This window comes from Halogeometricum limi, from assembly GCF_900115785.1.
In the GTDB taxonomy this organism is placed as follows: domain Archaea; phylum Halobacteriota; class Halobacteria; order Halobacteriales; family Haloferacaceae; genus Halogeometricum; species Halogeometricum limi.
The window spans coordinates 558,024-583,330 of record NZ_FOYS01000003.1 but is presented as its reverse complement, the minus strand read 5'-3'; the positions used below and the strand labels follow the sequence as shown (position 1 = coordinate 583,330).

26 protein-coding genes and 1 tRNA gene are annotated in these 25,307 nt (G+C 67.1%); 18 read left to right on the top strand and 9 right to left on the bottom strand.

What is annotated here, in order from left to right:
* Positions 1-33: 33 nt before the first annotated feature.
* Positions 34-1,143, top strand: coding sequence for an alpha/beta hydrolase (locus tag BM282_RS11665; RefSeq protein ID WP_449271688.1), 1,110 nt, complete (start codon positions 34-36; stop codon positions 1,141-1,143).
* On the opposite strand, the gene BM282_RS11660 is transcribed toward BM282_RS11665, so the two are convergent.
* Positions 1,061-2,071: an AIR synthase family protein gene (locus BM282_RS11660; RefSeq protein WP_089880976.1), complete on the bottom strand. Its 1,011-nt coding sequence runs from the start codon at positions 2,069-2,071 to the stop codon at positions 1,061-1,063. The two genes, BM282_RS11665 and BM282_RS11660, sit on opposite strands and share 83 nt — an antisense overlap.
* 219 nt (positions 2,072-2,290) lie before the next feature.
* On the opposite strand from BM282_RS11660, the gene BM282_RS11655 reads away from it, so the two are divergent.
* Positions 2,291-3,364, top strand: coding sequence for a sensor histidine kinase (locus tag BM282_RS11655; RefSeq protein WP_175501503.1), 1,074 nt, complete (start codon positions 2,291-2,293; stop codon positions 3,362-3,364).
* Positions 3,365-3,620: 256 nt separating this feature from the next.
* On the opposite strand, the gene BM282_RS11650 is transcribed toward BM282_RS11655, so the two are convergent.
* Positions 3,621-4,538: an alpha/beta fold hydrolase gene (locus tag BM282_RS11650; RefSeq protein WP_089880970.1), complete on the bottom strand. Its 918-nt coding sequence runs from the start codon at positions 4,536-4,538 to the stop codon at positions 3,621-3,623.
* Between the two features lie 137 nt (positions 4,539-4,675).
* Here BM282_RS11650 and BM282_RS11645 point away from each other — a divergent pair, with 137 nt between their 5' ends.
* Together BM282_RS11645 and BM282_RS11640 are read left to right on the top strand one after the other, a co-directional pair.
* On the top strand, positions 4,676-5,029 hold the full coding sequence (locus BM282_RS11645) for a DUF7344 domain-containing protein (protein ID WP_089880966.1): 354 nt from the start codon (positions 4,676-4,678) through the stop codon (positions 5,027-5,029).
* Between the two features lie 2 nt (positions 5,030-5,031).
* Positions 5,032-5,289, top strand: coding sequence for a HalOD1 output domain-containing protein (locus BM282_RS11640; protein WP_089880963.1), 258 nt, complete (start codon positions 5,032-5,034; stop codon positions 5,287-5,289).
* Positions 5,290-5,299: 10 nt separating this feature from the next.
* Here BM282_RS11640 and BM282_RS11635 read toward each other — a convergent pair whose 3' ends face one another.
* The 4 genes from BM282_RS11635 to BM282_RS11620 all read right to left on the bottom strand — a co-directional run bounded on the left by BM282_RS11635 (position 5,300) and on the right by BM282_RS11620 (position 10,670).
* On the bottom strand, positions 5,300-7,132 hold the full coding sequence (locus BM282_RS11635) for a bacterio-opsin activator domain-containing protein (protein ID WP_089880960.1): 1,833 nt from the start codon (positions 7,130-7,132) through the stop codon (positions 5,300-5,302).
* An 82-nt stretch (positions 7,133-7,214) separates the two neighbouring features.
* Positions 7,215-9,446, bottom strand: a complete 2,232-nt coding sequence (locus BM282_RS11630; protein ID WP_089880957.1) for an amino acid permease — start codon at positions 9,444-9,446, stop codon at positions 7,215-7,217.
* 111 nt (positions 9,447-9,557) lie between these two features.
* Complete coding sequence (locus tag BM282_RS11625; protein WP_245758350.1) at positions 9,558-10,028, bottom strand: universal stress protein; 471 nt, start codon at positions 10,026-10,028, stop codon at positions 9,558-9,560.
* A gap of 243 nt (positions 10,029-10,271) precedes the next feature.
* Positions 10,272-10,670 carry a hypothetical protein gene (locus tag BM282_RS11620; RefSeq protein ID WP_089880953.1) on the bottom strand — a complete coding sequence of 133 codons (399 nt, stop codon included), beginning with the start codon at positions 10,668-10,670 and terminating at the stop codon, positions 10,272-10,274.
* A 177-nt stretch (positions 10,671-10,847) separates the two neighbouring features.
* On the opposite strand from BM282_RS11620, the gene BM282_RS11615 reads away from it, so the two are divergent.
* The 8 genes from BM282_RS11615 (at position 10,848) to BM282_RS11585 (ending at position 16,671) form a co-directional block, all read left to right on the top strand.
* The gene (locus tag BM282_RS11615; protein WP_089880951.1) at positions 10,848-11,489 is read left to right on the top strand and encodes an adenylate kinase; all 642 of its coding nucleotides are present in this window, start codon (positions 10,848-10,850) and stop codon (positions 11,487-11,489) included.
* Positions 11,490-11,588: 99 nt separating this feature from the next.
* Entirely contained in the window at positions 11,589-12,515 is a 927-nt protein-coding gene (locus BM282_RS11610) for a DUF106 domain-containing protein (RefSeq protein ID WP_089880948.1), read from the top strand.
* Between the two features lie 97 nt (positions 12,516-12,612).
* On the top strand, positions 12,613-13,191 hold the full coding sequence (cmk, locus tag BM282_RS11605) for a (d)CMP kinase (RefSeq protein ID WP_089880945.1): 579 nt from the start codon (positions 12,613-12,615) through the stop codon (positions 13,189-13,191).
* A gap of 3 nt (positions 13,192-13,194) precedes the next feature.
* Positions 13,195-14,067, top strand: coding sequence for an RNA-guided pseudouridylation complex pseudouridine synthase subunit Cbf5 (locus BM282_RS11600; RefSeq protein WP_089880942.1), 873 nt, complete (start codon positions 13,195-13,197; stop codon positions 14,065-14,067).
* A gap of 102 nt (positions 14,068-14,169) precedes the next feature.
* Positions 14,170-15,294: a succinylglutamate desuccinylase/aspartoacylase family protein gene (locus tag BM282_RS11595; protein WP_089880939.1), complete on the top strand. Its 1,125-nt coding sequence runs from the start codon at positions 14,170-14,172 to the stop codon at positions 15,292-15,294.
* A gap of 76 nt (positions 15,295-15,370) precedes the next feature.
* A tRNA-Pro gene (locus BM282_RS11590) sits at positions 15,371-15,441 on the top strand.
* A 148-nt stretch (positions 15,442-15,589) separates the two neighbouring features.
* On the top strand, positions 15,590-15,727 hold the full coding sequence (locus BM282_RS18555) for a hypothetical protein (protein ID WP_175501501.1): 138 nt from the start codon (positions 15,590-15,592) through the stop codon (positions 15,725-15,727).
* A 278-nt stretch (positions 15,728-16,005) separates the two neighbouring features.
* Complete coding sequence (locus BM282_RS11585) at positions 16,006-16,671, top strand: helix-turn-helix domain-containing protein (RefSeq protein WP_089880938.1); 666 nt, start codon at positions 16,006-16,008, stop codon at positions 16,669-16,671.
* Positions 16,672-16,717: 46 nt separating this feature from the next.
* On the opposite strand, the gene ilvD is transcribed toward BM282_RS11585, so the two are convergent.
* From ilvD to BM282_RS11570, 3 genes are all read right to left on the bottom strand, one after another.
* Entirely contained in the window at positions 16,718-18,466 is a 1,749-nt protein-coding gene (gene ilvD, locus BM282_RS11580; protein ID WP_089880935.1) for a dihydroxy-acid dehydratase, read from the bottom strand.
* Between the two features lie 80 nt (positions 18,467-18,546).
* Positions 18,547-19,167: a MogA/MoaB family molybdenum cofactor biosynthesis protein gene (locus BM282_RS11575; RefSeq protein WP_089880932.1), complete on the bottom strand. Its 621-nt coding sequence runs from the start codon at positions 19,165-19,167 to the stop codon at positions 18,547-18,549.
* Between the two features lie 45 nt (positions 19,168-19,212).
* A complete protein-coding gene (locus BM282_RS11570; protein WP_089880930.1) occupies positions 19,213-20,007 on the bottom strand; it encodes a helix-turn-helix transcriptional regulator in 795 nt (264 codons plus the stop codon).
* Between the two features lie 207 nt (positions 20,008-20,214).
* Between BM282_RS11570 and BM282_RS11565 the strand changes: the two genes are divergently transcribed.
* From BM282_RS11565 to BM282_RS11540, 6 genes are all read left to right on the top strand, one after another.
* Positions 20,215-21,255, top strand: coding sequence for a zinc-binding dehydrogenase (locus BM282_RS11565; RefSeq protein ID WP_089880927.1), 1,041 nt, complete (start codon positions 20,215-20,217; stop codon positions 21,253-21,255).
* On the top strand, positions 21,245-21,556 hold the full coding sequence (locus BM282_RS11560) for a hypothetical protein (RefSeq protein ID WP_089880924.1): 312 nt from the start codon (positions 21,245-21,247) through the stop codon (positions 21,554-21,556). Before BM282_RS11565 ends, BM282_RS11560 begins: the two co-directional genes overlap by 11 nt.
* Before the next feature lie 114 nt (positions 21,557-21,670).
* Entirely contained in the window at positions 21,671-22,018 is a 348-nt protein-coding gene (locus BM282_RS11555; protein WP_089880922.1) for a DUF5802 family protein, read from the top strand.
* 244 nt (positions 22,019-22,262) lie between these two features.
* Positions 22,263-23,159: a Vms1/Ankzf1 family peptidyl-tRNA hydrolase gene (locus BM282_RS11550; protein ID WP_089880920.1), complete on the top strand. Its 897-nt coding sequence runs from the start codon at positions 22,263-22,265 to the stop codon at positions 23,157-23,159.
* A 54-nt stretch (positions 23,160-23,213) separates the two neighbouring features.
* Positions 23,214-24,260, top strand: coding sequence for a DUF1611 domain-containing protein (locus BM282_RS11545; protein WP_089880918.1), 1,047 nt, complete (start codon positions 23,214-23,216; stop codon positions 24,258-24,260).
* A gap of 2 nt (positions 24,261-24,262) precedes the next feature.
* Positions 24,263-25,303 (top strand): dipeptide epimerase, encoded by a 1,041-nt coding sequence (locus BM282_RS11540; protein ID WP_089880916.1) that lies wholly within the window; start codon positions 24,263-24,265, stop codon positions 25,301-25,303.
* The last annotated feature ends 4 nt before the right edge of the window (positions 25,304-25,307 follow it).

Below are 25,307 nucleotides of genomic sequence, written 5' to 3'. Positions count from 1 at the left end.
CCGCTTTTAGTCGCTCGCCCGCGGGGTGAGCGTATGGAACGACGCGCGCCGGAACCGGACCCGCAGGTCGCCGCGGTAGTCGAGGCGTTCGAGGCCGAGGGGGTGCCGCCGTGGCACTCGCTGTCGGTCGAGAGCGCGCGAACCGTCGAGGACGAGGCGTTCGCCGCGACGGACCCGCCGTGGGTCGAACGCGTCCGAGAGATGGCGATTCCCGGCCCGCACGGCGAGATTCCGATTCGGACCTACCACCCTGAACCGACGGAGACGCGCGGTGTGCTCGTGTTCTACCACGGCGGCGGGTGGACGCTCGGAACATTGGACTCCATCGACGGCGTCTGCCGCCGTCTCGCCGTTCGCTCGGGGCGACTGGTCGTCAGCGTGGACTACCGACTCGCGCCCGACCACCCCTTCCCCGAACCGCTGGACGACGCGTTCGCCGCCTTCGAGTGGGTCTGCGAGCACGGCGACTCGCTGGGCGGCGACGTCGAGAACGTCGTCGTCGGGGGGACGAGCGCCGGTGGAAATCTCGCCGCTGGCGTCGCTCTCCGGGCGGCCGCGGGCGTCGACGGAGCGGGAGCGAACGGTGACGAGGACGGCGGAGACGGGAACGAGGGACCCGAACCGGCGGGACAACTCCTGCTGTACCCCGTCCTCTCGCAGACGTTCGACGCCGACTCCTACGAGGAGAACGCCGACGGCCCACTGCTCACGCGCGAGGACATGAAGTGGTTCCGCGAGCAGTATCTCCGGAGTCCGGTGGACCGACGCAGTCCGTTCGCCGCCCCGTTGCTCGCGGACGACGAACTGCTCGAATCGGTGGCCCCCGCCTGCGTCGTGACGGCGGGGTTCGACCCGCTTCGTGACGGCGGGGTTCGACCCGCTTCGCGACGACGGCGCGCGCTACGCCGCGCGTCTCCGGGAGGCCGACGTCGGCGTCGTCCATCAACACTACCCGGCGATGGTCCACGGGTTCTTGAGTCTCACCGCCGAGGTGGACGCGGCGGACGAAGCGTTCGACCGGATGGTCGAGCGGGTGGGCGAGTTCTGAGAGCGAGTTCGCCTACTCCTCGTGCGCCAACCGCTCGTACGCCGCCCACGACGGGTCGACGTCGGGATGGGGCACGTCCTCGCCGTCGACGGTGACGCCGCGTCCCTCCCGGACCGTTCCGGCGACGCCGACGGGCGTACCCTCCGATTCCAGCGCCGAGACGACGTTCGCGGTTCGGTCGGGGTCGACGCAGAGGACGAGCGTTCCGCCCGTCGTCGCCGTCCACGGGTTCATCCCCAGGAACTCGCAGGTCTCCGCGACGCCGGGGCGAACCGGAATCGACTCGGTTGAGACGTCGATGTGGACGCCCGCGCCGTCGGCCACCTCGTTGAACGCGCCGAACAGGCCGCACTCGGTGGCGTCGTGCATCGCGTGGACGCCGCCGACGGCCGCGGCGGTCATCGCGTCGCGGACGCACTCGGCCTCGTCGAGTCGCGACTGCGCGGCCGCGAGCGTCTCGGCGGGGAGGTCGAACTGGTCGGGAAACAGCGTCGTGAGCAGTCCCGTGGCCTCGACGGCGGGACCGTTGGTCACCACCACGTCGTCGCCGACGCGCGCGCCGTCGGGGCGAATCACGTCGGCGTGGTCGCCGAGGGCGAGGGCGGTGGCGCCGCCGACCCACGGGAACGAACACCCCGAGTAGCGGGCCGTGTGTCCGGTGACGATGCTGACGCCGAGGTCTTCGGCCTCCTCGTGCATCGCGGTCCAGAGTTCCGCGAAGTCGTCGTCTTCGAGTTCGGGCGGCAGGGTGAACGAAACGGCGAGATGCGAGGGCGGGAGGCCGGAGACGGCGACGTCGGCGAGGACGAAATCGAGCGCGAAGCGTCCGGCGCGGGCGTAGCCGAGGCCGGGGAGGACGGAGACCGGGTCGGTGGCGATGGCGACGGCAGTGCCGTCGACGTCGAGGAGGCCGAAGTCGACCCCGTGCGTCGGTCCGAGCGCCACGTCGTCGCGGTCCGCGCCGAGGTTGGAGAAGACGTATCGGTCGAAGAACGCGCGGTCCACCTTTCCGAGGTCGGTCATGACTGGTGGTCGCGAGCGGGCGGTTTCAACGTGGCGTTGTCGCTCGCCACCGGCCGAAAAATATAGTATTAGATGCATCTTGAGTGCGAATAAACCGATGTCATGCGGATGCGGACCGGGCGTTTCGATGCCGTCCGTCCCGACGACGCGGGACGGCGGCAGACGCCCGCCCCCCACAGTACGGACTGTTCGTCAGTCGTCACGCTCACGGGAGGGGCCGTGACCGACGAGAGTGACGTCTCGGAGTCGCCGACGACGAGACCCGGGACGAGCGACGGGGAGTACCGCAGGCTCATCGAACGCGCCGTCGACGCGGCGGTGGTCCTCCTGGACGGAGACGGACAGGTAGTCACGTGGAACGCGAGCGCTCGGCGCGTCACGGGATACGACCGTTCCAGCGCCCGCGGCACCGACGTGGAGTCGGTGCTCCACACCGAGGTGGACGCGACGACGCTCCTCGAAGAGGCCGATGCGAGGGGCCGCGTCGAAGTCGAGTGCACCGCACGCGACGTCGAAGGGGAGTCTTACGACGCGCACGTCGCGGTCACCTCGTTCGACCGAGACGACGACGTGCCCACGGTCCCGAACGCCGGGGACCGAGACGGATACGCCGTCGTCGTCCGCGACGTGACCGACGACCGCTCCGAACGGCGGTCGCTCGAACGCCGAAACGAACGGCTCGCCGCCTTCGCAAGCAGCGTCTCGCACGACCTGCAGAACTCGCTGAGTGCGGCACTCGCGCAACTCGACATCGCGCAGGCCCGGTATCCGGGGGATACGCACCCGCATCTCGACACGGCGTACCAGTCGCTCCTCCGGATGAGCGACCGAATCGACGAAGCGCTCACGCTCGCGCGGGAGGGTGCCCGCGCGATGGAACCGACGGCCGTCGACCTCCGCGAGACGGCGGTTTCGGCGTGGGAGTTGGCCGGGCCTGACGACGGAGCGCTTCGGTTCTCCCGTCCGCCCGAGACGGTGTACGCCGACGAACCGCGACTCAGACGGCTCTTAGAGAACCTCTTCGACAACGCGAAGACGCACGTCGGGTCGGACGTCACCGTCGAACTCGGCGGGACGGACGAGGGGTTCTACGTCGCCGACGACGGCGACGGTATCGACCGGGAGCGTCGCGAATCGGTGTTCCGACGTGGGGTGTCGGGACGCACCGACGGAACGGGGTTCGGCCTCGCTATCGTCGCCGCCATCGCCGACGCGCACGAGTGGCGGGTCGACGTCGGCGAGAGTCGAGACGGCGGCGCTCGGTTCGACGTAGTGCTCGGCCGAGAGCGCTAGTCGCACCGCTCGTCCACGTCCACGTTCGCGGAGTGAAAACGACCGGACGCACGGGGGCGACCGGTCGGCTCATGAAGGAGACGCGAGAGCGAAAGTATCGAGCGGGGTCATCCAGTCCCGAGTTCGCAACCTCACCCTGCGTCACCTGTACGTAGTTCGTCATCACTTAAGAAAGTCGCTAAGTCGCCTCAGTGGTGGTATATATTCGGCAGGAATCACGAACGTCCCGGCATCGCGACGGCCCGAGAGACGACTCTCAGGTCGAACCCATCCGGAAGTGGTCGGTGAGTTCGCGGCGAACGCGGACGGGTTCTTCGTGGTGAATCCAGTGGGTCGCCTCGTCGAGGACGACGAGGTGGCTCTCCTCGCAGTACTCGACGCTCTGCAGGGCGAGCGAACGGGTGAGGAAGGCGTCTTTGGCCCCCCAGAGGACGAGCGTCGGAACGTCCACCTGTTCGCGGTTCGGGCGGGGGTTCAGTCGGACGATGGCGCGATACCAGTCGAGCATCGACCGGTACGCCCCGGGTTGCGCCCACGCCTGTCGGTAGCAGTCGAAGTCGGCGGCGTTGAACGTCCCGGGTTGACTCGACCGGCGCATCCCGTCGCAGAGCATCCGATAGCCGCCCATCTTCGAGAGCGTCTCCGGAACCTTCGGCAGTTGGAACAGGACGACGTACAGACTCCGGAATCGCTGTTCCCAGTCGTGACGGAGGGCGCGACGGAACGCCGCGGGGTGGGGCGCGTTCGCCACGGAGAGCGTGCGGACGCGTTCGGGCGTGTGCAGACCGACCCACCACGCGACGAACGCGCCCCAGTCGTGCCCGACGAGGTGGGCGTCCGACAGGTCGAGTGCGTCCATGAGTCCGAGGACGTCGCCCGCGAGTTCGTCGGGGTGGTAGTCGGCGACGGACGTCGGTTTCTCGCTCAGGTGGTAGCCCCGTTGGTCGGGGACGACGACCCGATAGCCCGCGTCGGCGAGGGGGCCGACGTAGTCGTGCCACGCGTACCAGAACTCCGGGAACCCGTGGAGGAGGACGACGGGTTCGCCGTCCGCCGGTCCCGCGGTGACGACGTGCAGTTCCACGTCACCGACGTCGACGAACTGCGACTCGCCACGCACGTGAACGAGTTCCGGTGTGACCCCGCGGTTCAGGGTGAGGTCTGTCGATGTCATACCCCCTCGTTGGGCGTCCGTCGGCAAATACTTGCGTCGCGCGGCCGGACGCAGAGCGACGCTCCCTGATAGAACAGGGTGGCCTCGTATGTGGGTTCAGTCCGTAGGTTCGCCCGGGGAGAGACCCAAGGAGACCCATGACTCAGCGACACACCGCCCGTGACAGGGCGCACACACTACTGAGTGCGACCGAACGACGATTCGTTCTCTCGCATCTCAACGGCCAAGCGAAACCGGAACCGCTGTCGTCGGTGGCCGCGGCGTTCGTGGCCTGGCAGGAGGGGGAACGGCCGACCGACGTCTCGTACGACGAGCAGCGGGAGGTGGCGGTGGTGTTCCACCACGTCCACCTCCCGATGCTCGGACGGGCGGGCGTCCTCGACTACGACAGCGACGATAGGGCCGTCACCGCGTGGCGACACGACAACCTTCACGACCGGTGGTTGGACGACCCGCCGGTGGACAGACTGGCGAAGGCCGTCGAAGAGTAGACATGAACGAGTGGAAGCACACCGCCGACGAGTTCGTCTCGTACGAAATCGGCGAGGGGCCGGTCGTCGAGGGGGTCATCCGCGCACTCGCGATTCACCACGACGAAGACCCGCTCCGACTCGAACCGCTCTACCGCGCGGTCGACCCCCGAGAACTGGCGCGACTCGGAACCGACGTCGACCGCATCTCGTTCGAGTACCGAGGCTCCGACGTCGTCGTCGAGGAGGGGTGCGTCGCCGTGCTCACGACTCGCCGGTGACGGACGGCGGTCACACCGGCTCTGCCCCGCCATCGGAGAGGACCGTCTCGAACAGCATCGAGAACACCTTCGACTCCGCTTTCCGCAGGTGTTCGCTCGCGGTCTGTGGGGTGACGCCTATCTCCGTCGCGATGTCTTCGAGCGACCCGCCGCGCGTCGGCCAGTCGAAGTAGCCGCCGTAGTACGCGAGTTCGAGCGCGGACCACTGACGGTCGGTCAACTGCGCTTCGAGTCCCGCGGCCACGTCGGCGTCTCGACGTCGTTCGGGGACCGTCGTCCGATAGTCGACGAGTTCGACGCCGCCGAACTCGTCTCTCACGACTCGCGTAACCTCTTGGACGTCGACGAACTGGGGGAGGACGGCCGTGAACGACACCACACCGCCCTCGATACGCATCTCGTCGACTTTCCCGCCGTGAGTCGCCATCACGTGAGCGAGCGACCTGTGCGTCGTCTGCACGGCGACCCGCCCGGAGTCCCCGTCGGACTCGATGACGCGCGTGGTCTCGACGTCGGAGCGCCCCTCCATCGCGGACGCGAACGTGTCGGCGTCGGTTCCCTCGACGGTGTAGAACTGGATCTGCGAGTCCTCCATCGGAACCGTCTGGTCGACGACGATGCAGACGCCGTCGGGGAGTCCCGCGAAGCGTTCGCCCATCGCCCGAGACCGGTACCGAACTTCGACGACGCTTTCGGTGAGAAGCGCGTCGCGCCGTTCCAGTGCGCTCAGGGCGTGGCCGACGGCGCGTCCGAGGTCGGTCAGGATGTCGGCGTCCTCGTCCCTGATAGCGACGTCGTGGGAGGAACCGCCGCCGAAGACTCCCGGTTCCCGACTGTACACGCTCAACACGCCGAACAGTCGTCCCTCGTAGTTGAGTGGAATTGCCGCCATCGAGCGGTAGCCGCGTTCGAGGCTCTCCGTGCGCCACTCCTCGTCGACGCTCGGGTCGGCGAGTTCGAGGTCGGCGACCAGCACCGTCCGCCGTTCGGCGACGACGGTCGCCGCGGGGCCGACGGATATCGCTCGTTTCGACGCCGGTCGCTCGGGGAGGTCGGTGTCCGAACGCGTCGCCCAGTGGGTCGGTGACACCGTCTCGGTCACCCAGTTCACGCGACCGACCCACGCGAACGCGTACGGACCGTCGTCGACGAGGCGGTGGCACAGTCTCGACTCCAACTGGGCTTTGTTCGTCGCCTCCACGACCACGGCCACCGTCGCCCGAAACGTCGAGACGAGTCGGGCCAACCGCTCTGAGACGCCGTCCACGGTCTGTTCGTCGGCGCTCACCCTGTCGAACGTGACGACGACCTGTTCGACGCTGTCGTGTTGGACGATGGGTGCCGCACTCACCACGAGTCGGTCCGAGGCGTCGTCGGAGACGACTTCCTCGCGGGTGAGCGTCTCCCGACTCGCGACCACTCTGTCGACGACGCTCGTCTCCGTCCCCGTCAGCCAGTCCGACCTGGAGAGCGACTCGTCTCCGTCGTCGAGGTCCAGCAGTTCCCTCGCGCGGTCGTTCGCCCTGAGAACGTCCCCGTCGGCGTCGAGGAGGAGTGCGCCGACGGGCATGACGCGAAGCAGCGAGTCGACGGCGACGCCGGGCGTCGGCAACGATCGAGCGACCGCGGGCCGTCGTGTCGCCGCGTCGACCCACCACACTCGCTCTTCTCCGACCCTCTTGGCTCGCACTCGACCCTCGTCTTCCAGTTCACCGAGTACCCCGACGGCCCGGTCGTCCTCGTCACCCACCATCGTCGCGACTTCCGCCGCCGTCAGGGGTTCACCGTCGGTTCCACCCTCCCCGAACGCGCGGAGATACCGCTGTGTGTCGATACTTTCCACGTGGACAGAACGTCTTCCAAAGACATAGCGGTTTGTCACGCCCGGCGTGACAGCCACTACCCTCCGAGCGGCACCGGCCGCGTCAGTTCCGCCCGAACAGACGCTCGCGGAGCGAGCGTTTCCGCTTCCGTTCGGCCAGCAGGACGGAACAGCTCACGTCCTCGACGACGTCCAGGACGAGGGTTCCGCGGACGAGGCGCGAGAGGAGTCCGCGCTCCGTCGCACCGATGATGAGCATCGACGCGTCTTCGGCGTGGCGTTCGATGCTCCCCTCGACGTCCGCCGTCTCGTCGACGAGCAGTTCGGCCTCGCTGAGGCCGTGTTCGTCGGCCCACTCGGAGAGGAACCGTTCGCCCTCCTCCTGGTCGTCGGTGACGTGGAGCAGTCTGACCGTCGAACCGTACTGTTCGCGGAGCGTCGCCGCGACGGCCGCGGAGAGTTCCGAGTCGGGGCCGCCGGCCGTCGGAACGAGTATCTCGGAGGCGTCGAAGCCGCGGTCTTTCAGCACGAGGAAGTCGCACGGGAGCGAACTCGCGAGTTCGTCGATGGCCGACTCGGCCCGTCCGGGCGCGCCGTGGGAGTCCGGGCCCCATCCCATGACGGTGATGTCGGCGTCGTACGTGCGCGCGGCGTCGAATATCTCCTCGAACGAGCGGTGCGAGAGGATGGTGTGCGTCTCGATGGGGGCACCGAACGTCTCGGCGTCGTCGCGGGCGCGTTCGAGCAGTTCGTGCGCCTCGGCGAAGTCCCCGCGTTCGCGGGCGGATTCCAGCGCCGTCTGGTCGGGCACCTGTTCGATGTGGACGGCGACGACGGTTCCGTTCCGTTCTTTCGCGAGTGCGCTGGCGAGGGTGATGAGGTCAGTCTCGTTGGCGGGGTTCGCCAACGGAACCATCACCCGGTACTGTCCGCCGTCGGGTTGGACGGACGTGGCCGCCGAGACGGCCGCCTCGGGCATCTTCTCGGACCGACTGAGGATGTACTGCCCGAGGATGCCCTGCTTCGTGGTCCGCGACCGGGCGTAGCCCAGATACCACAGCATCGAGAAGACGGTGAACCCGACGGCGAGCAGGATGATGTCGACCGCGAAGAAGTAGATGAGCGCGAACGACGTGAGGAGACCGACGATGGGCGTGAACGGGTAGAGCGGCACCGTGTAGTCGGGTTGGTACTCCTCGGGGTCGGCCGTTCGCATCACGATGAGCGCGAGGTTCAACAGGCCGTAGATGATGAGGTGGAGGACGCTGCCCGCCGTCGCCAGCGTCTCCACGTCCGCGAGCAGGATGAACGCGAAGATGAAGCCGCCGGTGATGGCGATAGAACGGTACGGCGTGCCGAACCGCGGGTGAATCTCGTTGAGGTCCTCGGAGACGATTCTGTCGCGACCCATCGCGAAGTTGATTCGCGACGACGCGAGGATGGAGGCGTTCGCGCTCGACGCCGTCGCGAGGAGGCCGCCGAACAGCATCGCCGCCGCGCCGATGGGCCCGATGAGCATCCGCGCCACGTCGACGACGGCGGTGTCGTTTCCGGCGACGACTTCGTTCGGGACGGCGGCGAGCACCGTCACGAGGACGAGTGCGTACACCGTCGTCACGATGAGGACGCTCCCGATGACAGCGCGCGGGAGGTTCTTACCGGGTTCTTGAATCTCCTCTGCGACGGAGGTAATCTGGACGAAGCCCAGATACGAGACGAACACCAGTCCCGTCACCGGGAGGAGCGGCGAGATACCCTTGTCCGGCGGGACGATGGGTCGGAGCGACGAGAGGTCGGCGTTCATCGCGCCGAACGCCGTGAAGACGGCGAGGATGGCGACGAGGGTGACGACGATGTAGTTCTGGAGTTTCCCCGTCTCCTTCGCGCCGACGTAGTTGACGAAGACGAACAGACCCGCGCCCGCGAGGGCGACGATTTTCACGCCCGATATCGTGGCGACGCCGAGGTCGAGCGTCGGAACCGCGAGGAACGTGGTGACGTACTGACCGAACCCGGCCATGTAGAACGCCGAGGCGAACGCGAGGCCCATCCAGTTGCCCCAGCCCGCGATACTACCGAAGAGGGGGCCGAGCGCGTGGTTGACGTAGTAGTACGCGCCGCCGGACTTCGGCATCGCCGTACCGAGTTCGGACGCCGAGAGCGCAGTGAGAAGTGCGATTGCGCCGCCGAGGACGAACGCCGCCGCGGCGAGGGGTCCGGCCTGTAGGACGGCGGGGCCGGGCAGGACGAAGATGCCCGCGCCGATCATCGTCCCGACGCCGATAGTGAGGGCGGCGAGTGGCCCCAGGTCTTTGGCGAGTTCTTCGTCGCTCACGCCGAGACACCTCCGTGTGTCGGAACCGTGAGCGGGGAAGAATAGTCGTCGCTCACGCCGAGACACCTCCGTGTGTCGGAACCGTGAGCGGGGAAGAACAGTCGTCGCCGCTCACGACGACTCACCCTCCTCGCTGGCATCCGGGAGCGCGACGACCGGTAGGTCGCTCTCGGTCACCAACGCGTCGCGGGTGTCGCCGGAGAACAGGTCCCACCAGCGACTCCCACCGCGCGGGGTGAACGCGATACAGGTCGCGTCGAACTCGTGGGCGGCGTCGATGATGGCGTCGGCGACGTCGGTGCCGTAGCGGAGGTCTGTCTCGACGGTCACACCGGCGTCCTCGCCCGCCCGACGAACCGCCGCAAACAGTTCCTCGGCGAGTTCTTCGCGCTGTTCGAGGGGCGCCTTGTCGGGCGCACCGCCCGCTTTCTCGATGACGTGAACGAAGACGGGACGGCCGCCGACGGCGGCGACGCGAGGGAGAACGGCCGCGGCCGTCGCTCGCGCGTCGTCCTCGCCGGCGACGGGAACCAACGGTCGCGCGAACAGCGACTCCGAAGCGTCGTCAACCAAGTCGTCCACCTCCGTCGGCGTCGAGCGACGGTCCGCAGCGACGCGTCGCCCACGGTGACGCGGACGTATCGCTGCTCTCGGCGCAGACTGTCGAGTCTGTCTGCCCCCTCCCACCGAAACGAGAGATACGCGTGCGTGAACGAGTTTCGCGGTCGGTCATAACTGAGTTATTGAGCCTCCTCAGCTTTAGAAGTTCGCAAACAGGGTTCGCGTCGTCGGCGAATTTCGCGCGCGCCGTGGCGCGAACGGCGCTCAGACGGCGGCGACCCACGCCCGGTAGTCGTCGTCGCGTCCGTACACGTCGAGGAACACTCGGTCGGCGAACGCGGCGAGACGGTTCGCGTCCGACCGCGCCGTGATTCGCAGGTTCGTCCCTTCGGCCTCCTCGGGCGACTCCATCTGGTCGATTCGGAACTCGGGGAACTCCGAGAGCAGCGACTTCGCGCGGTCTAACTCCGCGTCGGTCACGTCCATGTTGAACGTCTGGTCGGCGAACTGCACCCACGGGGCCGGTTCGTCCTCGCCGTCGATGTCGGGGTCTCTGTCCACCTCGATGGTCAGAAACGGACTCGCTCGGGTGCGGTGGGCGGCGACCGCTTCGGCGAACAGTTTCCGTCGTTCCGTCGGTTCGTCGGCGTCGAATCTGGTCATACTGGCCGTACTCGGCGTCGGTAGAAAAACGGCGTGACCGGCGTCGTTCACGCTCGCCGAACGGTGGCACGTCGCGACCGGACGTCGTTGCCGGTGGTCCAGCGTCAGCGCGTGCGAACGAACTGAACGGAGCGACGTTTTCTTCAACGTTATACCGACGGCCCGGGATGTGCGAATATGGGCAAGCACATCTTGTTGCTCGGCGCACCCGGTGCCGGAAAGGGAACGCAATCGAAGCGACTCGCCTCGGAGTTCGACCTCGAACACGTCACGACGGGTGACGCGCTTCGCGCGAACAAGGACATGGACATCAGCGACATGGACTTCGAGTACGACACGCCGCGCGCGTACATGGATGCGGGCGAACTCGTCCCCGACGACGTGGTAAACGAAATCGTCAAGACGGCGCTGCAGTCGGCCGACGGCTACGTCCTCGACGGCTACCCGCGCAACCTCGACCAGGCGGAGTATCTCTCGGAGATTACGGACCTCGACGCCGTCCTCTACCTCGACGTCTCGGAGGAGGAACTCGTCGACCGTCTGACCGGTCGCCGCGTCTGTCCCGAGTGCGGGTCGAACTACCACGTCGAGTTCGCGCCGCCGGCGGAGGAGGGCGTCTGCGACGAGTGCGGCGCGGATCTGATTCAGCGTGACGACGACACCGAAGCGACCGTCCGCGAGCGTCTCTCGGTATACCACGAGAACACCGAACCCGTCGTCGACCACTACCGCGAGGAGGGCGTCCTCGTCGAGATAGACGGCGAACAGACGCCGGACGACGTGTTCGAGGACGTCGCTTCCGTCGTCGACGACGCCTGAGACGCCGCTACGAGGCAGTTTTCCGTCGGCTCGCGGGCGGAGCGACACCGACGAAGAGAGTAAAAGGTTCATAACCGGTGAGTTGCTACTTTCTCGGCAATGGCACGAATCGAACAGAAGGTGCGCGACCTCGTCTCCTCGGACCCGGAGATGCGGGACGCCATCGACACGGTCCTCGAACGGGCCGACGACGGCGACGTCCGCTGGGTCGACGTGAAAGGAGACATCACGAGCGGTCACTGGGGGCGACTCATCGAGAAGGGCGTCCTCGTCGACGGCGACGAAGGGTTCGAACTCGCCGACCCCGAGGCGACGCGCGCCGGTCTGGAGGAGGCGTCGGAGTCGTCCTCCAGTCCGTCGGTGTCGAAGTCGACGGTCGACACCTCGGACCTCGGCGACTCCTCGTGGTCGACGTACGACAAGATGGCGGGCGTCGTCACAGTGGCACTGTTCGCCGCGTACGGCTGGAAACCGCTCCGAGACATCATCGGCAACGGGATGGACCTCCTGTTGGGACCGCTCACGGACATCCTCCCGTTCTACGCCGTCGTGATGGTTATCGCGCTGGCGACGGGCCTGTACTCGACGCTCCTGCAGGCGAACCTCATGGACATGGAGAAGATGGGCAAGTACCAAGAGCGGATGAAGGACATCCAGCGTCGACAGAAGGAGGCCCGCGAGGCGGGCGACGACGACGCTCTCGACGCCATCCAGCAAGAGCAGATGGAGGCGATGGGCGACCAGATGGGGATGTTCAAAGAGCAGTTCCGCCCGATGGTGTGGATTATGTTCCTCACCATCCCGGCGTTCCTCTGGATGTACTGGGCTATCGGTGTCGGCGGGAACGCCGACGCCGCCTACGCGCTCGAACCGGTCGTCTTACCTCTCGTTGGGTCCGTGCAGTGGACCGAGGGAGTCATCGGCCCGATGCAGGCCTGGATCGTCTGGTACTTCCTCTGCTCGATGGGCTTCACTCAGATTATCCGCAAGAGCCTGAACATCGACATGACTCCGTCGACGTCGTAGACGACACCGGTTCTCCTCTTCGTTCGAGGTTCGCTACGAACTCACACACCCATGCGGCAAAGACAACCTCTTTTAGCCGCACCGTCCGAGAGTCTATATGTTGTTGACTGTCTCCGGCCCACCGGGTGCCGGAAAGAGTACGACCGTCGCCACACTCGCCGAGGCCTTCGGCCTCGAACACATTTCGGGTGGCGACATCTTCCGAGAACTAGCCGCCGAGCGAGACATGACGGCCGTGGAGTTCAACCGACTCGCGGAGGAAGACGACCAGATAGACCGCGACTTGGACCGCCGTCTCCGAACCATCGCCGTCGAACGTGACGACGTGCTCTTGGAGTCGCGACTGGCCGGGTGGTTGGCGGGCGATGCGGCCGACATCCGCCTGTGGTTGGACGCGCCACTCGACGTCCGCGCGACGCGTATCGCCGACCGAGAAGACAAGTCCGTCGAGACGGCGCGCGAGGAGACGCGCGCCAGAGAGGAGAGCGAGGCGCTTCGCTACCACGAGTACTACAACATCGACATCGGAGACCACAGCATCTACGACATCACGCTCAACACGGCCCGGTGGAGCGAGGAGGACGTCCCGGACATCCTGACCGCCGCCGTCGAAGCCTACGACCCCGTAGACGACGAGGGCAAGTTCCCCGTCGAGGGCGTCAGATACGACTTCTGAACGATGACCGAGTTTCGCGGCCCACCCGACGACCGTTCGCTCTCTGACCTGCTCTCGTTCGGCGTCGTCAACCTCGACAAGCCACCCGGCCCCTCCGCGCACCAGGTCGCGGCGTGGGTTCGCGACATGGCCGGCGTCGAACAGGCGGCGCACGCCGGAACGCTGGACCCGAAAGTCACCGGGTGTCTCCCGACGCTCCTCGGCGACGCCACGCGGATGGCACAGGTGTTCTTGGAGGGGACCAAAGAGTACGTCTCCGTCTTAGAACTGCACAAGCCCGCGCCGTCGGACCTCGACGCCGTCGTCTCGGAATTCGAGGCCGACGTCTACCAGAAACCGCCGCGGAAGAGCGCCGTCACCCGCCGCCTCCGCTCGCGCGAGGTGTACGAGTTGGACCTGCTTGAGGTGCAGGACCGACAGGCACTGCTCAGAATCCGGTGTGAGAGCGGGACCTACGTACGCAAACTCTGCCACGACATCGGTCTCGCCGCCGGAACGGGAGCACACATGGGCCACCTCCGACGGACGGCGACTGACCCGTTCGACGACGCCACCCTCTCGACGATGTACGACCTCGCGGACGCCCTCGCGTTCGCCGAGGACGGCGACGAAGGCCCGATTCGAGACATCGTCGCGCCCGCGGAACGAGCGCTCTCGCACCTCCCGCACCTCACCGTCGCGTACTCTGCGGCCGAACAGGTCGCGCAGGGTGCGCCCGTCTACGCCCCCGGCGTGATAGCCGCCGAGGACGCCGAACGCGGGTCGCTCGTCGCCTGCGTCACGCCCGACGACGCCGCCGTCTGTCTCGGCCGACTCGTCGGTGACCCCGACGCCGAAGGGGGCGAAGTCGTCTCGCTCGAACGCGTCCTCGTCTGACTCGGGCGCGCCCTCGTCTGCGTTCAGACGTGTCCATCTCCGCGTTCGGACGCGCGTTTCCGCGACCCGGCCGCTTTTCTCCGCCGACCGAGACCCCGAGACGTGAACGTTGGAGACGTCGAATCCGAACCCGGCGAACGCGCGAGCGGATGGCTCGAAGTGACCGGACTCCCGACCGGCGGGTCCGAGCGACTCCCGGTCGTCGTCGCCGAGGGTGCCTCCGAGGGGCCGACGCTGTGGCTCACCGGCGGGGTCCACGGCGACGAGGCGACGGGCGTCGCCGTCGCGCAGGACGCGACGGCCGCGATGGACGCCGACTTCCTCCGGCGGCTCTCGGGTACGGTCGTCTGCGTGCCCGTCGTCAACCCCGCCGGACTTCGTCGCAACCGCCGCCACTCGTACTACGGCGGCGACGACCCGAACCGCTACTTCCCGGACCCCGAGTCGTCCTCCTCGCGTCCGCCGAGCGTGCAAGAACGCATCGACGAGCGACTGTACGAGGCGTTCTGCGACTCCGCGGACGCCCTCGTGGACCTCCACACTGCACAGGTCGGGTCGATGCCGTTCGTCATCCGCGACCGGGTGCTGTACGGCGAACGACGCGACGAGTCCGAGGCCGAATCGCTCGCCGAGGACCTGTCCCGACTCGTCGACGCGTACGGCTTTCCGACGCTCACGGAGTACCCCGCCGCGGAGTACGTCGAACAGGCCCTCCAGCGCTCGACGGCCGGCGCGGCGCTGAACGCGGCCGGGATTCCGTCCTTTACCGTCGAACTCGGCGGACACAGTGTCGTCGAGGAGGACGTACGCGCCGCCGGCGTCGCGGGCGTCTTCGGCGTACTGGTCGAGATGGGGATGGTCGACGAGAGCGACGTCCCGGACGCGGTGGGTGCTCCCGGTACCGACGTCCCCGACGCGCCCGTCGACTATCCGGTGCGCCGTGCGGTCCACCCGCGGACGGAGACGGCCGGACTCGTGCGCCACCGCGTCGTCGCCGGAGACGTGGTCGAAGCGGGCGACGTCGTCGCCGACGTGGTGTCGCCTCACGGCGACACAACCGACACCGTCGAATCAGAACACGACGGCTACGTCATCGCTCGGCGGGAGGGACTGGCCGCGTACGAGGGCGACCCCGTGCTGAGCATGGCCGTCCGCGACGACGGCGAGTTGGTCGTCCCGCGCGACGCCGACGCCGACGCCGACACGGACGCCGACGCCGACACATAATCGTGGTATCCCGTGACTGCGCCGCCTCGAAACGAAGCACTTAACGGTCGGACCCTCCTTCTCTCGAATACACCCTGGGACCGTGGGGTAGTGGTATCCTCTGCCGATGGGGTCGGTAGGACCTGAGTTCGACTCTCAGCGGTCCCATATCTTCTGACGACGCTACGCGACGAGCGAAGCGAGTCGCCGTACGTCCCGCAGAGGTGGAACCGTCCAAGCTACGCTGAACCCCATATAAACGGGTTATACGCTTAAGCTACAGAACGATGGAGTTACGAGCCGTCAACTCACGTGTATGGCACAGAGCCACCACGCGAACGCGCAGAGCACGACCACCGAATCGGCCCTCTATCTGCCCGCCGGGGAAACCTCGGCGTTCGAGACCACGCTGGTCGACGACGTCTGGTCGGCGCTGTTCAACAATCGAGTCTGAAACGTCGATACCACCGCGCGCGACTGCGTTGAAACGGTCGACACGTGGTCGATTGCGACGGTTTCTGATGTGACTACCCGAAGAGGCAGGCACGGGTGCGGTCCGACGCAACGGACAGGTTCTCGGCGTTCGAAACCAGCGACAAACCGGACCAGTCGAGTCGTCACATCGCCACCGCTACGCTCCGCGAGCACACCTCGCGCTCCGACCGTCCACCGAGCGTTTAAGAAAGTTCGAGTGGAACGCCCGAACGCGACCACCACGCGGCCCACAGAACGATGACCGACACCAAAGCGGTCGTCCGAGTCGAGCACTCGGACATCGTCCTCACGGAGACAGTCAGCCACGACCCTAGTTCGAGCGTCAGGTCGGTGTCCGAAGCGGGAACCGACCCGACGTCGGGGAAGTTCTTCTATCACATCGAGTCGTCGGATTTCTCCCGGTTCGAAGATGGGTTACGGAACGACCGCACCATCGGCGCGTTCGAGCGAGTCTCCGAAACCGGCGACCGGAAAGCCATCTATCGCTTCGAGTACACGGACGAAGCCAAGGTCCTCTCGCCGGTGGTTTCGGCCGCCAACGGCGTCATCCTCGACATGAAGAACGAGGGGCGCGCGTGGGTTCTCACGGTGTGGATTCCCGAGCGCACGGACTTGGTTCACATCTGGGACTACGCGCAACGGAACGGCATCGACATCGAGTTACTGCGGGTGAACGAGTACGCGAGTTTGGGCGATACCGACGCCGGGTTGACCGACAGCCAACGGAACGCGCTCCTCGTCGCCTTCGAGACGGGGTACTTCGAAGAGCCGCGGAACGCGACGCTCAGCGACGTCGCCGACGAGTTGGGTATCTCTCAGCCCGCGGCCAGCGGCCTCCTCCGACGTGGAATCAAACGACTCGTCGTCTCGTCGATGATGGACGACAGCGAAACGCCCGACTGAGCACGACGCTCGCTCGAAAAGCTGGACCAAAAACGCCGAACGCTAGTTACCGCTTCGCGCCCGGATTCGTCACCGCGCCGTTCGCCGCCGAACCGAAGTCGTTCGCGTACTTCGCCAGCACACCCGAGGTGTACGGCGGGTCACGCGGTTCCCACTCGTCCTTTCGGGCGTCGAGTTCGTCCTGCGAGAGGTCCACGGAGAGTTCGCGTTCGGGGATGTCGACCGTCACCTCGTCGCCGTCTTCGAGGAGGGCTATCGGGCCGCCGACGGCCGCCTCGGGGGCGACGTGGCCGACCATCGGACCCCGCGTCGCGCCGGAGAACCGGCCGTCGGTCAGGAGTGCGACGTCGTCCTCGTGGCCCTGTCCGACGACGGCGGCGGTGACGCCAAGCATCTCGCGCATCCCGGGACCGCCTTTCGGTCCCTCGTTGCGGATGCAGATGACGTCGCCCGACTCGATGTGTCCCTCCTGGACGTAGCGCATCGCGTCCTCTTCGCCCTCGAAGACGCGGGCGGGGCCGGTGTGGTGGAACGCGTCGTCGCCCGTGACTTTGAGGACGGCACCGTCGGGCGCGAGGTTGCCGGTGAGAATCTTGATGGCTCCCTCCGCTTGATACGGGTCGTCGACGGTGTAGATGAAGTCGCCGGAGACGTCCTCGTCGTCGGGCAACTCGAGGTGGTCGAGTTCCTCCGCGACGGTGCGACCCGTGACGGTCATCGCGTCGCCGTGGAACAGTCCGGCGTCGACGAGACGACGGATTACGACCGGGAGGCCGCCCTGTTCGTGCAGGTCGTTCATCACCTTCGTGCCGCCGGGTTGGAGGTTCGCTATCTTCGGCGTCCGGCGAGAGATTTCGTCGAACTCCTCGATAGAGAGGTCGATTCCCGCCTCGGCGGCGAGTGCGAGGAGGTGGAGAACGGCGTTCGTGGAGCCTCCGATGGCGACTTGGATGGCGATGGCGTTCTCGAACGACTCCTTCGTGAGGATGTCCGAGGGGCGCAGGTCGTTCTCGACGGCTTCGAGGACGGCCTCACCCGCGCGGCGGGCGACGTCGTAGCGCTCCTCGGACTCGGCTGGCGCGGAGGCGGAGCCGAGCGGCGCGAGACCGAGTGCTTCGGAGATGGAGGCCATCGTGTTCGCGGTGAACATCCCGCCGCACGAACCCGCACCGGGGCAGGCGTGGCGTTCTAAGTCGTCGAGTTCGTCGGCGCTCATCTTCCCTTCGGCGTACGTTCCGACGCCCTCGAAGACGTTCTGGACGGTCACCTCGCGCCCCTCGTGTTCGCCGGGCATGATAGAGCCACCGTAGAGGAACACCGACGGCAGGTCCGTCCGGATGGCGGCCATCATCATCCCGGGGAGGTTCTTGTCGCACCCGGCGACGGTGACGAGGGCGTCGAGTCGTTCGCCGAACGCGACGAGTTCGACGGAGTCGGCGATGACCTCTCTGGAGATGAGCGAGGCTTTCATCCCCTCCGTTCCCATCGAGATGGCGTCGGAGATGGTGATGGTGCCGAACTCGATGGGCATCCCGCCCGACTCGTCGATACCCTCGATTGCGGCGTCTGCCACGTCGTCTAAGTGGACGTTGCACGGCGTGATGTCGGCGGCGGGGTTGGCGACGCCGACCATCGGCGACCCGAGGTCCTCGTCGTCGAATCCCATGGCGCGGAACATCGCTCGGTGGGGGGCGCGCTCTGCGCCCTCCGTCACCTCGGAACTGCGGAGACGTTCGTCTTTCCCGCTGGAGAACGGTTCGTCGTCTTCGTCCTCGCGGGGAGTCTGACTGCTCATACTCGTGGGTATCCGTCTGTGCCCTTAAACTACCCCGACGGGACAGAAATTACAGGTTCGTTCGTCGGAGAACGACGGAGTCAGTCTCGCCGCGCCAACCCGGCGAGGTGGGGCGCTTCCGCGACGAGAATCTCGTCGGTGCCGAGACGCGCGGCGTTCTCGCTCCCGGGAAGACAGAAGACGGGCGTGTCGTGGACGATGCCGGCCGTCGCGCGCGTGCCGACGATGCGCGTTCCCACCTCGTCGTAGGAGAGACGGCGGAACAGTTCGCCGAACCCGGGGAGGGCCTTCTCCGTCAGGTCGTCGACGGCTTCGACGGTCACGTCGTCGGGCGTGACGCCCGTTCCGCCGGTGGTGACGACGGCGTCCACGTCGTCTCGGTCCACGAGGCGGTTCACGGTGGACTGGATGCCGTCGAAGTCGTCCGCGACCAGTTCGCGGACGGAGACGGAGTGGCCGGCGTCTTCGAACCCCTCGACGATGGCGTCGCCCGCGGCGTCGTCGTCGATGGACCGAGAGGAAGAGACGGTGACGACGCCGACGCCGAGGCTCTCCACGTCGTGTGCGTGATGGTGGTGATGGTCGTCGTGGTGGTCGTCGTCCGCGTGCTGGTGGCCGTCCTGACCGTGGTGGTCGTGGTCGCCCGCGTCGTCGTCGCGGTGGCGGTGCGTCTCGTTCCCGTCGCGTCCGTGGTCGCTCACGGGCGCACCGTTCGGGCCGGGTGCACAAAGGTTTCGCGTCGCCGGTCAGTCGTCGCCGACGCTCCGAATCCCGTCGGGGGTGATTCGGTCGGCGTCTGCCGCCAGGTCCGCGAACACCGACTCGGCCCACGCCACCGCCTCGTCGGAATCGTTGCGGAGGAGGCCGCCGACGCCGGTGTCGGTGTAGACGAGGATTCCGGCCTCCCACTCGGTGACCCAGAGACCGAACGAGAACGGAATCTCGGCCCGCGAGATGGTCACGTTCTCGTCGCGGAGTTGTTCGAGAAACACCGCGCGCGTCGCCGCCGTCGAGACGAGTTGGCTGACGACGGAGTCGGAGATGAGCATCTCCACCTGCGTGTCGCCCGCCGTCGCCGCCTCGTAGAACCCCTCGAAATGACCCGAGAGCACGACCGGTGCGATGCCGCGAAGGCGTTTCGCCGTCCGAACGCTGTCGAACAACTGCTGGACGACGCCGTCGGGCATCTCGGGCGTCGCCGCGTACGCGTCCGCGTCGGCGAGGAACCGCCGGTCGAGTGGCCCGTCGACCGGCAGTTGGTTCAGTACGGCCACGGCGTCGCCCACGTCTCGTATTCGCTCGTGGAACTGCTCGGCGGCGTCCAGCGAACAGCCACCGGCCACCGTCGCCTCGTACCGTCCGTCGACTCGCTTCACCAACCCCGCATCGCGGAGTTCGCGAATCGCGCGGTCGACCGTCGACCGCGAACTCTCTACGGCCTCGGTCAACTCGCGCTTGTCCCGAGGTTCGAGGACGACCGCTCGAAGCACGTCTTCTCGGGTGAGAACTACGTCTTCGAGAGACCGCCGCTCTTTGGACATGTGTGCTAGTTCTCGACAACCAGTGTTGAAGATTTTGACTCTCTCTAGAAGTTTCCCGTCGCGGACGGCTCCGAACGGGGCGGAGAGTCTCAGCCGTCGCCGCAGAGCGAACAGTTCGACACGGAAATACTTCGTCGAACGTCGAACTATCAGAAAGACATGCGTCGTACACGGAGGCTTTTACTGTCACCGTGTGACCGACTGTCTATGCAGGCTGTGCAATTCTCGGAACACGGCGACAGAGACGTCTTAGAGTACGGCGAGTTCCCGGACCCGGAGGCCGGGCGAGACGAAGTCGTCGTGGACGTGAAGGCGGCGGCGCTGAACCACCTCGACATCTGGACGCGACGTGGGCTGCCGGGCGTGGAGTTGGAGATGCCTCACATCCCCGGCAGCGACATGGCGGGCGTCGTCCACGAAGTCGGCGAGGGCGTGACGCGTTTCGAACCCGGGGACAGAGTCGCACTCATCGCGGGCGTCGCGGGCGAGCACAGCGAGTTCACGCGGAAAGGTGACCCCACGCTGGCGCACGACTTCCATATCATTGGCGAACACGTCCGCGGCGTCCACGCGGAGTACGCCGCCGTCCCCGCCGCGAACCTCGTTCCCGTCCCCGAGGGCGTCGACTGGGAAGTCGCCGGGTCGGCGTCGCTCGTCTTCCAGACGGCGTGGCGGATGCTGGTCGACAGAGGCGAGATTCGGCCGGGCGAGTCCGTCCTCGTCCTCGGCGCGTCCGGCGGCGTCGGGCACGCGGCGGTCCAAATCGCCGACCACGCGGGCGCGGAGGTGTTCGCGACGGCGTCGACGGACGAGAAACTCCGGTACGCCGAGGAGTGCGGCGCGGACCACACCATCAACTACGAATCGGACGACTTCGCGGCCGCGATTCGCGACGCGACGGGCAGACGCGGCGTCGACATGGTCGTCGACCACATCGGCGCGGCGACGTACGAAGACTCGCTGAAGAGTCTCCGGAAGGGCGGCCGCGTCGTCACCTGCGGGGCGACGACGGGCCCGAACCCCGACGCCGGCCTCAACCGCATCTTCTGGAACCAACTGTCCGTCATCGGGTCGACGATGGCGACGCCCGGAGAGGCCGACGAGGCACTCGACTTGGTGTGGGACGGCACGTTCGAACCGCGCGTCCGCGACACCCTCCCCATGAGCGAAATCGCGCGAGCGCACGAGATGATAGAGAACCGTGAGGGCTTTGGCAAGGTGGTGGTAATCCCCGACAGTGAACTCTAACGGCGACGACACCGGCGGATACGTCCACCGACCCGACGGCGCTCCCAGTTCCGACGCCGGACGCGACGAACCCGAGGCGACGGGATTCGGTTCGACGGGGTGGGGACTCGTGGCCGTCCTGATACTGTGTACCATCGTCGTCCCCGGGATAATCTACCTGGAACCGTCGGTGTTCGCGGCCGTCGGCATCCCGTACACCGTTGCGCTCCTCATCCTCCCCCTCCTCCCGGCGGCCATCCTGGGTCTCACGGCCGTCTGGTCGATGACGGGTGCGACGAACGGCGGACGCCGAGACGACTGAACGAACGCCGAGGCGGTTCGGCGACCACCGCGGACCGACTTCCTTGTTTGCGCGTCCATATGTGTGTTCGTGACAAGGCTTATATCAGTTCATGTGTGACAATCACATGCATAGATGTTCGAACAGTTCTCCAGCGGCTACTACCTGGGCCGCCTCTACGTCGAACCGTACGACGGCGACGTTCCCGCTATCCACCGAACCGACCACACCCACGTCAACGAACGACTGTACGCCGACGAGGAACTCGTCCGCCTGGACGTGCCACTCGTGATGAAACTCGACCACGGACACTTCCCCGTCGTCGGCGACGAGGGCGTCCCCTCCGGCACACTCGCCCTCCCGCGCGAGTTCGCCGGGATGGACCTGCCGGACGACAGAGACGTCCTCCTCGCGAAACCCGAGCGAGCGACGGAACTGCTCCGCTACGCGGGGTACGACTTCGACGACTCCGCAGTCGCCTGAACCGGGACGCGGTCGGTCGCTTCCGTCGTTCCCTCGGTCGGCGCACCCGAAAGAGACGCGTCAGAGGAGTTACGACGCCGCGCCGTCACCCCCGAACTCGACGGCTGTCTCGACGAGGCGGGCGTCGTCCGCGACTCCCCCGGCCTGTTCCGGCGCGTTCGGCCCTCGCGTTCGGCGCAGGCCGCCGGCCACCGGCCGCACAAGGCGCACGTTCAAGTGGGCCGCGCGCCCGCCTCGTACCAAGATGCTGGACGAGTTGCTGGGACGGGCGGAACTCAAAGCGCGCATCGAGGAACTGGAGGAGGAGAAACACCACCTCGAACGCCGCGCCGAGGCCGAAGAGGAACGCCGCGCCGAGGCCGCCAGAGAGCGACAGGAGGCCGAAGAAGAGGTCAACCGCCTCGAAGACCGAATCACGGAACTGGAAGACCGAGTCGGTCGACTCGGCGGCGACGAAGAGTCGACGCTGGACTACCGCGGCACCGAGGACCTGTTCGGCGAGCGTCGCGACGAAGTGCTGTCCAGACTCGACTCGTTCTCGACCGGACCCGAGGGAGCGTTCTCCGCCGTCGTCGGCGACGAACTCCCAGAGGCGGTGACCGACGCGTTCGACGACCGGAGCGCACTCGTCCGTCGGGCCGCGCCGTGTCTCTGTCTCACCGACGACGCCGGCCTCGTCTCCGTCGCCCTCTCCGTTCCCACCCCGCCCGCGACGTTCGCGACGTGGGCCGAGGAGTTCGAGTTCGAACGCTCGTGGTTCGTCCCCGACGCTCCGACGAAGGTCGCACTCGTTCGCTCGGACCTGTTCGCCCTCGGCGTCTACGACGGCGACTCGGTTCGTCTCGTCGACGACGTGGAGTCCGACGTGATGAACGCCCACTCGAAGGGCGGGTTCTCGCAGGCGCGGTTCGAACGGCGGCGCGACGAACAGGTCGACAACCACCTCGACAGGGCGCACGACGTCCTCGCAGCGCACGCCGACGTCGCCGACGGGTTGGTCGTCCTCGGCGAGCGAACCGTCCTCGGCGGCTTTCGAGAGATGGCCGACCACGTCGCGACGGTGGACGCCTCCGGCGACCCCGAAGACGCCCTGCGCGAGGCGGTCAGGGAGTTCTGGACGACGCGGCTGTACCGACTGTGAGCGGTCGCCGGAACACCCGAAATTAAGCCCTCCGTCGCCGTCGTCACTCGCACGATGACTGCCGCACGGACCGACGACGGCCCAGACCGGGTCGTCGTCCTCGCACACGAGAAGTTTCCGGACCGAGCGAAGACGGCGACGGGCGTCCTCAAGTACGCCGACTACGACGTGGTCGCCGTCCTCGACAGAGACAACCCCGGCACCACGGCGCGCGACCACCGCGCGGACTTACCGGACGTGCCCATCGTCGCCTCGATGGACGACGCGCCCGACGCGGACGCCCTCCTCGTCGGCATCGCACCCATCGGCGGCGGCTTCGACGAGTCGTGGCGCGAGGACGTCCGAACGGCCATCGAACGCGGCTGTGACGTCATCGCCGGACTGCACTACTTCCTCTCGGACGACGAGGAGTTCGCCCGCCTCGCGGCCGACCACGGCGTCGACCTGAACGACGTCCGAAAGCCGCACGAGGACCTCTCGGTGGCGCAGGGGACGTCCGCGGACGTCGACGCCGACGTGGTTCTCACCGTCGGGACCGACTGTTCGGTCGGGAAGATGACCGTCTCCTTGGAACTGGTCGAGGCGGCCCGCGAACGCGGTATCGACGCCGGGTTCGTCCCGACGGGACAGACGGGAATCATGATAGCGGGGTGGGGCAACCCTATCGACCGCGTGGTCTCGGACTTCACCGCGGGAGCCGTCGAGGAGATGATTCTTGAGATGGGCGACGACTACGACGTGCTGTTCGTCGAGGGACAGGGGAGCATCACGCACCCGGCGTACTCCGCGGTCACCTGCGGCATCCTCCACGGCGCGATGGCCGACTCGCTCGTCCTCTGTCACGTCGAGGGCCGCGAGGCAATCCACGGCTACGAGTCGTTCGACATCCCGCCCGTCTCCGAGTACGTCGACCTCTACGAGTCGCTGTCGGCGCCCGTCCACGAGTCGAAAGTCGTCGCCGGCGCGTTGAACACCTCGCACCTCGACGACGCCGACGCCCGCGACGCCGTCGACGCCTACGCCGACGAACTGGACGCGCCCGCGACGGACCTCGTTCGCTTCGACGCCGACGAGGTGCTGGACGCGATTCTGGAGGACTGACCGTGCTCTTGACGACCGAGTTCGAACGCGTCTCGTACCCGCTGGCCGACGCGTTCACCATCTCGCGGAGCACGCAGACCGAGGCGGAGAACGTCGTCGTCCGCGTCACCGACGACGGCGGGATGACCGGTATCGGGGCGGCCGCCCCCTCGGCGCACTACGGCGAGACGGCCGACACCGTCGAGGCGGTTCTCCCGGAACTCCTCGACGTCGTCGAGTCGGTCGGCGACCCCCACGGACACGCCCGCATCGAGCGACTGATGCGCGAACGCGTGGCGGGGAACCCGTCGGCGCGCGCGGCCGTGAGCATCGCACTCCACGACCTCGCGTCGAAGCGCCTCGGCCTCCCGCTCTACCGCCTGTGGGGACTCGACCCGACGGAAGCCCCGACGACGTCGTTCACCGTCGGGTTAGACGAGACGGAGACGATGCGCGAGAAGACGGAAGCCGCCGTCGACGACGGCTACTCCGTGTTGAAGGTGAAACTCGGGACCGACCGCGACGAGGAGATAGTCGACACCGTTCGCGACGCCGCGCCCGACGCGACGATTCGCGTGGACGCGAACGAGGCGTGGACGCCTCGCGAGGCCGTCGCGATGTCTGAGACGCTCGCCGACTACGACGTGGAGTTCGTCGAGCAACCCGTGCCCGCGTCGGACCCGGAGGGACTGAAGTTCGTCTACGAACGGTCCGCGCTGCCCATCGCCGCCGACGAGTCCTGCGTCACGCTCGCGGACGTCCCGCGCGTCGCCGACCGGACGGACATCGTGAACCTGAAACTGATGAAGTGCGGCGGCCTCGCGGAGGCGAAACGGATGATACACACCGCTCGCGCGCACGGACTGGAGGTCATGCTCGGCTGTATGATCGAGTCGAACGCCGCCATCGCCGCCGCGTGCCACCTCGCGCCGTTGCTCGACTACGCCGACCTCGACGGCGCGTTACTGCTCGACGAAGACGGATACGACGGCGTCCCCATCGACGCGGGCGAGATTCGTCTGCGAGACGTCGGTCGAAGCGGGACGGGCGCGCAACCGCGCTGACCCC